Raw genomic sequence first — 12,602 nt, forward strand, 5'->3', positions numbered from 1 at the left:
CGCCATGCTGCTGACCATCCGATCGCTGGACAAGCGCTTTCCCGGAACCCGCGCGCTGGACGGGGTCGATTTCGACCTGCGCGCGGGCGAGGTCCATGCGCTGCTGGGCGAGAACGGCGCGGGCAAGTCCACGCTGATCAAGTGCCTGACCGGCGCCTATCGCCGCGATGGCGGCGAGATCCGGCTGGAGGGCGCGGCGATCGACCCGCGCTCGACCGTCGAGGCGCAGGACCTGGGCATCGGCACCGTCTATCAGGAGGTGAACCTGCTGCCCAACCTGACCGTGGCGCAGAACCTGATGTTCGGGCGCGAGCCCCGGCGCTTCGGGCTGATCGACGCCCGCGCCATGCGATGGCAGGCCCGCGCGATGCTGGCGGATTACGGGCTGGACCTGGACGTGGAGCGCGACCTGGGCAGCTATCCGGTCGCCATCCGGCAGATCGTCGCCATCGCCCGCGCGGTGGCGCTGTCGGGCAAGGTGCTGATCCTGGACGAGCCGACCGCCAGCCTGGACGCGCGCGAGGTCGGCATGGTCTTCGACGTGGTGCGCGGCTTGCGCGACCGCGGGCTGGGGATCGTCTTCGTGTCGCATTTCCTGGACCAGGTCTTCCAGCTGACCGACCGGATCACCGTCCTGCGCAACGGCCGCAAGGTCGTGACCGAGGAGACGCGCGGCCTGGACCGGATGCGGCTGATCCGGCACATGCTGGGACGGGAACTGGAGGCCGAGACCGCGGACCGCGCCGCGCGGGATCGCGGCTCGCGCCCGGCGATGCTGGAATTCCGGGGTATGGGGCGTCCCGGCCTGATCGAGCCCTTCGACCTGGAGATCGCGCAGGGCGAGGTCGCGGGCCTTGCCGGGCTTCTGGGCTCGGGGCGGACCGAAAGCGCCGAATTGCTGTTCGGCCTGCGCGGTGCCCGGACGGGCGAGGCCCGCGACCAGTCGGGCCCGCTGCAGCTGCGCAGCCCGCGCGCGGCCATCGCGGCGGGCTTCGGCTTCGCGCCCGAGGATCGCAAGACCGACGGCATCGTCGCCGACCTGTCGGTGCGCGAGAACATCGCCCTTGGCCTTCAGGCGCGGCGCGGCTGGGCGCGGCCCATCGCGCGGGCGGAACGCAACCGGCTGGCCGACGACTATATCCGCCGCCTCGACATCCGCACCTCGGGCCGCGAGAAGCCGGTCGGAGAGCTGTCGGGCGGCAACCAGCAGAAGGTGGTGCTGGCGCGCTGGCTGGCGATGAACCCGCGCTTCCTGATCCTGGACGAGCCGACGCGCGGCATCGACGTGGGCGCCCATGCCGAGATCCTGCGCCTGATCCGCGAACTGACCGAGCAGGGCATGTCGCTGATGGTCATCTCCTCCGAGATCGACGAGCTGATCGCGGTCTCGGACCGGGTGATCGTGCTGCGCGACCGCCGCCACGTGGCCCAGCTGGCGGGCGAGGAGATCACCGGCGACCGGATCATGCGCGCCATCGCCGCCACCGATGCCGCGGATAGCGGGGAGGCGGCGTGATGGCCGCGACGCTGCGCCGCATCGCCCCGCAACTGGTCGCGCTGGCCGCGCTGGTGGCGCTGGTCACGGCCTTCTATCCGGCCTTCCTGGACATTTCCGTCAACAATGGCCGCCTTGTCGGCCCGATCATCGACGTGCTGAAACGCGCCGCCCCCGTGGCGCTGCTGGCGGTGGGCATGACGCTGGTCATCGCGACGCGCGGGATCGACCTGTCGGTCGGCACGATCATGGCGATCTGCGGCGCCGTCGCCGCCTCGGCCGTCGCCGCGGGCTGGGGGCCGGTCGCGGCGGTGACGCTGGCGCTGGGGGCGGGGGCGCTGGCCGGGCTGTGGAACGGGACGCTGGTGGCGGTGGTGGGCATCCAGCCCTTCGTCGCCACGCTGATCCTGATGACCATGGGCCGCGGCCTGGCGCAGCTGATCACCGAAGGCCGGATCCTGACCTTCACCGATCCGGGCTTCGCGCGGATCGGCTCGGGCAGCTTCCTGGCTTTGCCGGTGCCGGCCTGGATCTGGTTGCTGACCGCGCTGCTGGTCGCGCTTCTGATGCGGCGCACGGCGCTTGGCCTGCTGATCGAGGCGATCGGCATCAACCGCCGCGCCAGCATGCTGGCCGGGGTCAATGCGACCGTGCTGCTGATCGCGGTCTATGTCGCCTCGGGGCTCTGCGCGTCGCTGGCGGGGCTGATCGTGACCGCCGACATCCGCGGCGCGGATGCCAACAACGCCGGATTGTGGCTGGAGCTGGACGCGATCCTGGCGGTGGTGATCGGCGGCAACTCGCTTCTGGGCGGGCGGTTTTCCATCGCCGCCTCGGTGATCGGGGCGCTGATCATCCAGACCATCACCATCGGCATCCGGCTGGCGGGCTTCCCCTCGGAATACAACCTGATCATCAAGGCGGTGCTGGTGCTGATCATCCTGGTGCTGCAATCGCCCCGCATCGCGGCGGAATGGCGGCTGTGGAAGGACAGCCGCCGCGCCGCGCGCGAGGCGGCGTTGAAGCCCGCGGAAAGGGCCGCAAAATGAACACCCGCGCCTTGCCCCTCTATGCCACCATCGCGATCTTCCTGCTGGCCTGGCTGGTCTTCTGGCTGCAGTTCCCGACCGTGCTGTCCACCCGCGTGATCGGCAACCTGCTGACCGACAACGCCTATCTGGGCATCGTCGCGGTCGGCATGACGCTGGTCATCCTGTCGGGCGGGATCGACCTGTCGGTGGGCGCGGTCATCGCCTTTTCGGGCGTCTTCATCGCGGTGATGCTGCGCGATACCGGGCTGCACCCGCTGGTGGTCTTCGCGATGCTGCTGGCGCTGACCACCGCCTTCGGCGCGGCGATGGGCTTCCTGATCGACCGGCTGGCCATGCCCGCCTTCATCGTCACCCTGGCCGGGATGTTCCTGGCGCGCGGCGCGGCCTATATCCTGTCGATCGATTCCGTGCCGATCCAGCATCCCTTCTATCAAAGCCTGCAATCGGCCTATTGGCTGATGCCGGGCCGGGGGCGGCTGACGCTGATCGGCGTGCTGATGGTGCTGACCTTCGTGCTGGGCATGGTCATCGCGCACCGGACCCGCTTCGGCGCCAGCGTCTATGCGCTTGGCGGGGGCGAGGCGACCGCGCGGCTGATGGGCGTCCGGCAGGGGCGCACCATCGTCATGGTCTATGCCTTTTCGGGCGCGATGGCCGGGCTGTCGGGCATCGTCTTCTCGATCTATACCGGCTCGGGCTATTCGCTGGCCACCGTCGGGACCGAGCTGACCGCGATCGCGGCGGTGGTGATCGGTGGCACGCTGCTGACCGGCGGCTCGGGCTACATGTTCGGGACCTTCATCGGCGTGCTGACCATGGGGCTGATCCAGACCTACATCGTCTTCGACGGCAGCCTGTCCAGCTGGTGGACCAAGATCGTCATCGGTATCCTGCTGCTGGCCTTCATCCTGCTGCAGAAGGGAATCATGAAACTGTCCGACCTGCGCCTTGCGAGGCAGGCGCGATGAGCTGCCTGATCCATGACGACCGCCCCTGCGAGCTGGGCGAGGGCGCGCTGTGGCACCCGCAGCGGCGGCAGTTCTTCTGGTTCGACATCCTGGGCCGCCGGCTTTTGTCGCGCGACGGCTCGGGCGCGCGGGAATGGCGCTTCGACCGGATCGCCTCGGCCGCGGGCTGGATCGACCGGGACCGGCTGCTGGTCGCGACCGAGACCGGGCTGGCGATCCTGTCGCTGGAAACCGGCGGGCTGCGCGACCTGGTCACGGTCGAGGCCGGGCAGCCGGGCACCCGATCGAATGACGGGCGGGCGGACCGGCAGGGCGGGTTCTGGTTCGGCACGATGGGCAAGGCGGCCCAGGCCGGCGCGGGCGCGATCTATCGCTTTTACCGGGGGCAGCTGCGGCGGCTTTTCGACGGGATCTCGATCCCCAATTCGATCTGCTTCTCGGCCGATGGGGGGATGGCCTATTTCTCGGACACGGCGCGCGGCATCGTCTGGCGGCAGGCGCTGGACGGCGACGGCTGGCCCGAGGGCGCGCGGCAGGTCCATCTGAACCTGGGGCCCGACGGGTTCAGCCCGGACGGCGCGGTCATCGACGCGGATGGCGGCCTCTGCTGCGCGATCTGGGGCGAGGGCGCGGTGATGCGCTTCGATGCCGGGGGGCGGCCGACCCACCGTTTCGCGGTGCCGGGGCGCCATGCCTCTTGCCCGGCCTTCGGGGGCGAGGGCTTCAGGCAGATGCTGGTGACGACCGCGCGCGAGGGGATCGCGCGGCCCGACCGCCACCAGGGGCTGACCTATCTGCTGGAGCCCGGCCTGGCCGGGCTGGCCGAGCCGAGGGTGATCCTGTGAGCGCGGGCGCGACCCTGACCCTGCCCGACGGGCGCGCGGTGCGGCAGGTCGCGCTGCGCGGCGGCGGGCTGTCGGCGAAGGTGCTGACGCTTGGCGCCATCCTTCAGGACCTGCGGCTGGAGGGGGTCGATCATCCGCTGGTGCTGGGCTGCCCCAAGGTCGCGGATTACCTGGGGCCGGGGCGCTATCTGGGCGCGGTCGTCGGGCGCTATGCCAACCGGATCGCGGGCGCGCGCTTCGGCCTGGAGGGCAGGGTGTTCCGCACCGATCCAAACTTCCTTGGCCGGCACACGCTGCATGGCGGCGCGGACGGCGTGGACATCCATATCTGGCGGATCGAGGAGCTGGCGCCGGACCATGTCGCGATGCGCCTCGATCTGCCCGACGGCCATATGGGCTTTCCCGGCAACCTGCGGATCGGCGTGACGATCGCGCTGCGGGACGGCGCGCTTTCGCTGGATTTCGCGGCCGAAACCGATGCGCCCACGCCCTGCAGCCTGGCCCATCACGGCTATTTCGACCTCGACGGGACGGGCGATGTCCGCGACCACCGCCTGCGCATCGCGGCCGCCCATTACCTGCCCGTCGATGCCGAGCTGATCCCCTTGCCCGGCACCGCGCCGGTCGCGGGCACGCGCTTCGATTTCCGCGCGCCGCGCCGGATCGGCCCGGGCGGCCATGACCACAATTTCTGCCTGTCGGACGGCCCGGTCGCCGCGCGGGTCGTGGCGGAACTGACCGGCCTCTCGGGCCTGTCGATGCAGGTCGAGACCGACGCGCCGGGGCTGCAGCTCTACGATGGCGGCCATTTCGACGGCGTGCCGGGGCTGGAGGGGCGCCTTTACGGCCCCCATGCCGGGCTGGCGCTGGAGACCCAGCACTGGCCCGATGCGCCGAACCGGCCGGATTTCCCCGATGCGATCCTGCGCCCCGGCGGCATCTATCGCCACCACGTCGCCTACAGGTTCCGGCGATGAGCGCGGCGCTGATCGGCATCGACTGGGGCACCAGCTCGTTCCGGGCATGGCGCATGGACCGGGACGGGGCGGTGATCGACTCCGTTGCCGAGGGGCCGGGCATCCTTGCCGCCGCCGCGCGGCCCGGCGGGTTCGAGGCCGCGCTGCAGGAGGTCCTCGGGCCGTGGCTCGGCAGCGCGCCGATCATCGCCTCGGGCATGGTCACCAGCCGCAACGGCTGGGCCGAGACGCCCTATCTGCCCCTGCCGCTGGACGCCGCGGCGCTGGCCGGGGCGCTTCATCCGCATCGCTGCGGGCTGGGCGTGGTCCATCTGGTGACCGGGGCCGTCAGCGATCCCGACGGCCCCGCCCCGGACGTCATGCGCGGCGAGGAAACCGAGATCGTCGGCCATCTGGCGGACGGGGCCGGCGAGGGGCTGTTCGTGCTGCCCGGCACCCACAGCAAATGGGCCCGCGCCGAGGCCGGGCGGCTGGTCGGGTTCCGCACCGCGATGACCGGAGAGCTGTTCCAGCTGCTGCGCGACGGCTCGATCCTGGGGCGCCCGGCCCGGCCCGGCCCGTTCAGCGCCGAAGGTTTCGCGCGCGGGCTGGAGGCGGGGCGGGCGGGGGGATCGCTGGCCGGCCGGCTGTTCTCGGCGCGGGTGCTGCCGCTGCTGGACCGGATGGCCGGGAACCAGGTGGCGGACTATCTGTCGGGGCTGCTGATCGGCGACGAGATCGCGCAGGGCCTGGCCGGACATGCGGGCGGTGCGCCGGTCATCATCGGGCGGGGCGACCTGGCCGAACGCTATCGCCTGGCCTTCGCCGCCTTCGGCCAAGAGGCGCAGGTCGCCGCGCCCGGCATGGCGCGGCGCGGCCTGTGGGAAATCGCAAGACGCGCGGGGATCATCGCATGACCGACTGGACCAGGGCCTTCACCACCTGCCCGCTGATCGCCATCCTGCGGGGCCTGCCCGCAACGGATGCCGAGGATACCGCGCTGGCCCTGACCGGGGCCGGATTCACCATCATCGAGGTGCCGCTGAATTCGCCCGACCCGCTGGACAGCATCGGCCGGATCGCGGCCCGCGCGCCCGATGCGCTGGTCGGGGCGGGCACGGTGCTGACCCCCGCGCAGGTCCGCGACGTCGCCGCGGCGGGCGGGCGGCTGATCATCGCGCCGAATTTCGACCCCCGCGTCGCGGCCGAGGCCGCGCGCCTGTCGCTGTCCTATTGCCCCGGCATCGCCACCGTCTCGGAAGCCTTCGCGGCGCTGGAGGCCGGGGCGGCGGCGCTGAAGCTGTTCCCGGCCGAGATGATCCCGCCGGCGGCCCTGGGCGCGATGCGCGCGGTGCTGCCGCGCGCGACCAGGCTGCTGCCGGTGGGCGGCATCACCCCCGGCAGCGTCCCGGCCTATCGCGAGGCGGGCGCGGACGGCTTCGGCCTCGGCTCGGCGCTCTACCGGCCCGGCCAGGCGCCCGGCGTGACGGGGGAAAGGGCGGCCGCCTTCCTGGCGGCCTGGCGCGGCGCGGCCTGACCCTCCGATCCCCCGGCCCGCGCCGGATCCCCGTCCCGATCTCGTCGCACGGCCAAGGCCTTGGGCTTCATTCACGACCGTTTCACGCCGCCGGCGGTATCGATGGGGGCGGGATCTGATCCCGTTTGCGCAGGCAACGCTCGGAAGCGAAAGGAGCTCGAGATGCCTATTGGAACCAATTTCAACGACACGCTCATCGGGGACAACACCGCCGAACTGTTCTTCGGCCTTGGCGGCAACGACCTGATCCTTGGCAATGGCGGCAACGACACCATCTATGGCGGCACCGGAAACGACACGGTCGATGGCGGCAGCGGCAACGACCTGATCTATGGCGAGGCCGGCAATGACAGCCTGGTCGGCGGTGGCGGTACCGACACCATCTATGGCGGCGAAGGCAATGACACGATCCGCTCCAGCGGGGCGGGTTTCTATGACGGCGGCAATGGCAACGACTATGTCTATGCCGGGCTGGGCGTTGCGGAAACGCTGCGCGGCGGCGCCGGGGTCGACTGGCTGAACACCACCAATTGGAATTCCGCCTATGTCATCAACCTGGCCACCGGCCTGACCAACTTTGCCGGCGAAAGCTTCACCCAGTTCGAGAACCTGGTCACCGGCAACGGCAATGACAGCCTGACCGGCACGGCCGATGCCAACACCATCTACAGCGGCGGCGGCGACGATACCGTGCGCGGCGAGGCCGGCAACGACTATATCTCGGCCGGCGGCGGCAATGACCTGCTCTATGGCGGCAGCGGCAACGACACGGTCCTGGGAGGCGACGGCAACGACCGGCTCTATGGCGAGGCCGGCAACGACTATCTCTATGGCGATGCCGGAAACGACACGATCGATGGCGGCAGCGGCAACGACTATCTCTCGGGCGGCAGCGGCAATGACAGCCTGACCGGCGGCGGCGGCACCGACACCATCTATGGCGGCGAGGGCAATGACACGATCCGCTCCAGCGGGGCGGGGGTCTATGACGGCCAGGCGGGCGACGACCATGTCTATGCGGGCCTGGGCGTCGCGGAAACGCTGCGCGGCGGCGCCGGCGTCGACTGGCTGGACACGACCACCTATGGCGGCAACTACCAGGTCGACCTGGCCAGCGGGCTGACGAATTACGCGGGCGAGAGCTTCGTCCAGTTCGACCATCTGCAATCGGGCCAGGGCCACGACACCCTGTTCGGGACCGCCGGGGACAACCAGATCCGCGGCGGCGGGGGTGCGGACCGGATCCACGGCCGCGCCGGGCATGACCTGCTGAACGGCCAGGCCGGCCATGACACGCTGAACGGCAACAACGGCAACGACACTTTGCTTGGCCAGGCCGGCAACGATGTCCTGAACGGCGGCGCCGGGCAGGACGTGCTGCGCGGCGGCGCGGGCAGCGACATCCTGTCCGGGCAGCAGGGGCATGACCAGCTGTTCGGCGAGGCGGGACCCGACCAGCTGCTGGGCGGGGCCGGCAACGACACGCTGAACGGCGGTGCCGGTCACGACACGCTGAATGGCGGCGCGGGCAATGACCTGCTGATCGGCGGGGCCGGCAACGACCTGCTGATCGGGGGCGGAGGAGAGGACACGTTCCGCTTCGTCAGCATCTCGGATTCGCCCAGTGGCGGCAATCACGACACGATCAGCGGCTTCCAGGGTGCCGGCAACCGGCCCGCCGCCGCGATCGAGGACCTGATCGACCTGTCCCAGATCGACGCGAACACGCTGGTGGGCGGCAACCAGGCCTTCACCTTCAACGGCACCACGCCGGGCGGGGTGGGCACGATCTGGCTGCAGAATGTCGGCAATGCGACCTGGCTGCACCTGAATGTCGACAATGACGCCGCGCCCGAGATGACGATCCGCATCCTGGACGGCGCCACCACGGCCGGCGACTATTGGGCGGGCGATTTCATCCTGTGAGGGCGCGCCCGGCCCCTCTCTGCCCGGCGTGGCGGGGAGGGGCTGTCGCGGTCGCCCCCGGCGTTCAGGCGTCCAGTCCGTCCTTGACCCGTTCCCAGGCCTGGGTCAGGTGCTTGCCCAGGATCGCCGCCAGGCGATCCGCGTCGCGGGCCTCCAGCGCGGCGATCATCTCCTCGTGTTCGGCCACGGCATTTGCCCATTTCTCAGGACCCTCGTGGCCGACGAAGCGGATGCGCTTCAGGCGGGTCTGCAGCCGCGCATGGACCTCGGACAGCGATCCGTTGTCGGCCAGGGCGACGATGCCGGTATGGATCGCCTGGTTCAGCTTGTAATAGGCCAGCCGGTCTTGGCGCCGGTAGCAGGCCAGCATCTCGTCATGCAGCGCGCGGATCTCGGCGATGGCCTCGTCGCTGGCGATCTCGCAGGCGCGCGCGCCCGCGTGCTGTTCCAGCATCCGCAGCACCTCGATCATGTCCAGCACCTCCTTGGCGCCGAATTTCTTGACGACCGCGCCGCGCGTCGGGACCAGCTCGACCAGCCCTTCGCTGGCCAGGAACTTGATGGCCTCGCGCAGCGGGGTGCGCGAGACGCCGAGCTGCGCGCCGATCTGGCCTTCGTTCAGCCGCGAGCCCGGCGGCAGGTGGCCCTCGATGATCATGTCGCGCAGACGGTTCAGGATGGCGTCGTGCAGCGATTGCCGCTCGATCCTGACTTCCATGCCCTGCGTATCCGATATGCCGGATCTCTCCACGTTCCTGCCTCTCCTCACCCGTCTTTCCGAATGGCTATGCGCCGCGTGGGGATAAGTCAATAATGCGTTCTGAACTCTGTATACAGCATACTTGATAACGCCTTTGCGGCGTGCTAGCACCTTCCTGGCAGGGGGACTGATTCGGGAGGAGCCAATGTCGCCAGATCGGCAGGGACCGCGTGTCCGGCTTGCGCTTGCGCAGGGCGGGCGGCATCCAGCCAGCTGCAGCAGCCGTCGCGCGGGGGTCGGGTCGTGACCCGCCGCTGGAGCGCCGGAGACTGGCCCATCGCGGCGGCGATGATCCCGTTTCCCAACCACCTGCCGGACGGGCGCCCGATCCAGGATGCGGCGCCCGAGGTCTGGGCGCGCGACCTGGTCCAGGTCGCGGATGCCGGGTTTGATGCCGTCGATCCCACCGATTCCTGGCTGCGCCTGGCCGACCTGGACGCTGCGCGGCGGGCCGACTTCGTGGCGATCTGCAAGGACCTGGGCCTGGCCATTCCCGCCATCTCGACCGCGCGGCGCAGCGTGATCGACCCCCAGCATGGCGACGACCACCTGGCCTACAGCCACCGGGTGATCGACACCGCGGCCGAGCTTGGCGTGGGCCATGTCAGCTTCGGCTTCTTCGGCCCGCTGACGCCGCGCCAGCAGAAGGCGCTGTGGTTCTGGACCGAGGAAGGGGTGCGAAATCCCGACGACCCGGCCGTCTATCGCCTTGCCGTGGAGCGGATCCGCGAGCTGGCCGCCCATGCCGAGGGCTGCGGGGTGCGGATCGCGCTGGAAATGTACGAGGACACCTATCTGGGCACGGCGCGCGATGCGGTGCGTTTCGTGACCGAGGTGGATCATCCCGCGGTCCGGCTGAACATCGACATCGGCAACCTGATCCGCCTGCACCGCCCGGTGGAACCCTGGGCCGAGATGATCGAGCTTTGCGCGCCCCATGCCGGCTATTGGCACGTCAAGAACTATTACCGGATCGAGGAGCCGCGCACCGGCCAGGTCATGACCCATCCGGCGCCGCTGATGGGCGGCACGATCAACTGGCGTGCGGCGATCCGCCGGGCGCTGGAACTGGGCTTCGACAGTCCCTTCCTTGTCGAGCATTATGGCGGCGACGGGCTGTCGGTCTGCGCGGCCAACCGGGACTATATCAGACGCATTCTTTCGGACAGGACGATCAGCAATGACCAGGGTGTTTGACAAGCCAGAAGATTTCGCCGCGACGGCCCTGTCGGGCTTCTGTGCCGCGAATGCCGACCGGGTCGCCCAGGTGCCGCATGGCGCCGTGCGCGCCCGGCCGGGTCCCCAGGGCAAGGTGGCGCTGCTGGTGGGCGGCGGATCGGGGCATTATCCGGCCTTCCTGGGCTATGTCGGGGCCGGGCTGGCCGATGCGGCGGTGGCGGGGGATGTCTTCGCCTCGCCCTCGACCAGCGCGGTCGCCGGGGTGGCGCGGGCGGCGAACCGGGGCGGCGGGGTGATCCTGGGCTTCGGGAACTATGCCGGCGACGTGCTGAATTTCGGCGCCGCCGCGGAACGGCTGCGCGGCGAGGGCATCGACGCCCGCATCCTGGCAGTCACCGACGACGTGGCCAGCGCCGGCCCAGAGGAACGCAGCAGGCGCCGCGGCGTCGCCGGGGACCTGCTGGTGTTCAAGATCGCCGGGGCGGCCGCCGAGGCGGGGCTGGACATCGACGCGGTCGAGGCGGTCGCGCAGCGCGCCAACGCTGGCTCGGTCTCCTTCGGCGTCGCCTTCGACGGCTGCACCCTGCCGGGCCAGGCGGGGCCGCTGTTCACCGTCGATCCGGAGCATATCGCGCTGGGTCTGGGCATCCATGGCGAGCCGGGCATCCGCACCGAGCGGATGATCCCCGCCGCGGAACTGGCCCGGATGCTGCTGGCGCCGCTGCTGGCCGAACGTCCCGCGGGCCATGACGGCCGCGTGGCGGTCGTGCTGAACGGCCTTGGCCGCACCAAATACGAGGAACTTTTCGTGCTGTGGCATCACCTGTCGCGGCTGCTGGCGGACGAGGGGCTGACCCCGGTCGATCCCGAGGTCGGGGAATTCGTCACCAGCCTGGACATGGCGGGCTGTTCGCTGTCGATCCTGTGGCTGGATGACGAGTTGGAGGCGTTCTGGCGCGCGCCTGCCGATGCTCCGGCCTTCCGCAAGGGCAGCATAGCCCGCCCGGACGCGGCGGTCGCGGCGCCGCAGGACGCCGCGCCGGTGGCCGCTGCGGAAACGATCCAGCCCGGCTCCGAGGTTTCGCGGCAAGCCGGTGCCTGCATCGCGGCATTGATCGCCCGGATGGCCGATGCGCTGGCCGAGGCCGAGGAAGAGCTTGGCCGCATCGACGCGCAGGCCGGCGACGGCGATCACGGCCAGGGCATGGCGCGCGGCTCGGGTGCCGCCGCATCGGCGGCCGCCGAGGCATCCGCAGCCGGTGCCGGCGCCGGGGGCGTGCTGGTCTCGGCCGGCGATGCCTGGGCGGACAGGGCCGGCGGCACCTCGGGGGCGCTGTGGGGCGTGGCCCTGCGCGGCTTCGGGCTGGCGCTTGGCGACGACGCCGCAATCGCGCCCGGCCTGGTCGCGGCGGGGGCGCGGGATGCGCTTGACGCGGTGGTGCGCCTTGGCGGGGCGCAGCCGGGCGACAAGACGCTGGTCGATGCCCTGGTGCCTTTCGTCGATGCCCTGGCCGCCGAAGCGGATCGCGGCCAAGCCCTGCCGGAGGCCTGGCGAAGGGCGGCCACCGCCGCGACCGAGGCCGCCGAGGCCACCGCCGACCTGGTCCCGCGTCTGGGCCGGGCCCGGCCGCTGGCCGAACGCAGCGTCGGCCATCCCGACGCCGGCGCGGTTTCGCTGGCGCTCTGCGCCCGCGTGATCGCGGATGCGCTGGAAAAGGGTGCGGGCAGCAGCGCCCGGCCGTCCTGACACCATCCGCGCCGCAGGCGTGATCGCCCGCGGCACCGCTTTCACCCCACATCGGTCCCCGATCCTGCCGCATCCTGGCGCGGCACAAATTTCTGGACCGAATGTGACATGTTGTATACAGAACTCTGAATGGAGGA

At 70.7% G+C, this 12,602-nt stretch carries 11 protein-coding genes; 10 read left to right on the forward strand and 1 reads right to left on the reverse strand.

Annotated elements, in window-relative coordinates:
* Positions 1–4: 4 nt before the first annotated feature.
* From C9E82_RS07105 to C9E82_RS07140, 8 genes are all read left to right on the forward strand, one after another.
* On the forward strand, positions 5–1,516 hold the full coding sequence (locus C9E82_RS07105; RefSeq protein ID WP_119899797.1) for a sugar ABC transporter ATP-binding protein: 1,512 nt from the start codon (positions 5–7) through the stop codon (positions 1,514–1,516).
* A complete protein-coding gene (locus tag C9E82_RS07110; RefSeq protein WP_122449227.1) occupies positions 1,516–2,544 on the forward strand; it encodes an ABC transporter permease in 1,029 nt (342 codons plus the stop codon). Before C9E82_RS07105 ends, C9E82_RS07110 begins: the two co-directional genes overlap by 1 nt.
* Positions 2,541–3,515 carry a galactofuranose ABC transporter, permease protein YjfF gene (gene yjfF / locus C9E82_RS07115; RefSeq protein WP_119901153.1) on the forward strand — a complete coding sequence of 325 codons (975 nt, stop codon included), beginning with the start codon at positions 2,541–2,543 and terminating at the stop codon, positions 3,513–3,515. The genes C9E82_RS07110 and yjfF overlap by 4 nt, the downstream gene beginning before the upstream one ends.
* On the forward strand, positions 3,512–4,360 hold the full coding sequence (locus tag C9E82_RS07120; RefSeq protein WP_119901152.1) for an SMP-30/gluconolactonase/LRE family protein: 849 nt from the start codon (positions 3,512–3,514) through the stop codon (positions 4,358–4,360). Before yjfF ends, C9E82_RS07120 begins: the two co-directional genes overlap by 4 nt.
* Entirely contained in the window at positions 4,357–5,337 is a 981-nt protein-coding gene (locus C9E82_RS07125; RefSeq protein WP_119901151.1) for an aldose epimerase family protein, read from the forward strand. Before C9E82_RS07120 ends, C9E82_RS07125 begins: the two co-directional genes overlap by 4 nt.
* Positions 5,334–6,233 (forward strand): 2-dehydro-3-deoxygalactonokinase, encoded by a 900-nt coding sequence (locus C9E82_RS07130; RefSeq protein ID WP_122449228.1) that lies wholly within the window; start codon positions 5,334–5,336, stop codon positions 6,231–6,233. Before C9E82_RS07125 ends, C9E82_RS07130 begins: the two co-directional genes overlap by 4 nt.
* On the forward strand, positions 6,230–6,853 hold the full coding sequence (locus C9E82_RS07135) for a 2-dehydro-3-deoxy-6-phosphogalactonate aldolase (RefSeq protein WP_119901089.1): 624 nt from the start codon (positions 6,230–6,232) through the stop codon (positions 6,851–6,853). Before C9E82_RS07130 ends, C9E82_RS07135 begins: the two co-directional genes overlap by 4 nt.
* 162 nt (positions 6,854–7,015) lie before the next feature.
* On the forward strand, positions 7,016–8,779 hold the full coding sequence (locus tag C9E82_RS07140) for a calcium-binding protein (RefSeq protein WP_170162188.1): 1,764 nt from the start codon (positions 7,016–7,018) through the stop codon (positions 8,777–8,779).
* Between the two features lie 64 nt (positions 8,780–8,843).
* On the opposite strand, the gene C9E82_RS07145 is transcribed toward C9E82_RS07140, so the two are convergent.
* Positions 8,844–9,497 (reverse strand): GntR family transcriptional regulator, encoded by a 654-nt coding sequence (locus C9E82_RS07145; RefSeq protein WP_119901091.1) that lies wholly within the window; start codon positions 9,495–9,497, stop codon positions 8,844–8,846.
* Positions 9,498–9,782: 285 nt separating this feature from the next.
* On the opposite strand from C9E82_RS07145, the gene C9E82_RS07150 reads away from it, so the two are divergent.
* Positions 9,783–10,736 carry a sugar phosphate isomerase/epimerase family protein gene (locus tag C9E82_RS07150; RefSeq protein ID WP_240643710.1) on the forward strand — a complete coding sequence of 318 codons (954 nt, stop codon included), beginning with the start codon at positions 9,783–9,785 and terminating at the stop codon, positions 10,734–10,736.
* Positions 10,720–12,465: a dihydroxyacetone kinase family protein gene (locus C9E82_RS07155; RefSeq protein ID WP_122449230.1), complete on the forward strand. Its 1,746-nt coding sequence runs from the start codon at positions 10,720–10,722 to the stop codon at positions 12,463–12,465. The genes C9E82_RS07150 and C9E82_RS07155 overlap by 17 nt, the downstream gene beginning before the upstream one ends.
* Positions 12,466–12,602: the final 137 nt, after the last annotated feature.

This window comes from Paracoccus sigandri (assembly GCF_003709565.1).
Taxonomy (GTDB): domain Bacteria; phylum Pseudomonadota; class Alphaproteobacteria; order Rhodobacterales; family Rhodobacteraceae; genus Paracoccus; species Paracoccus siganidrum.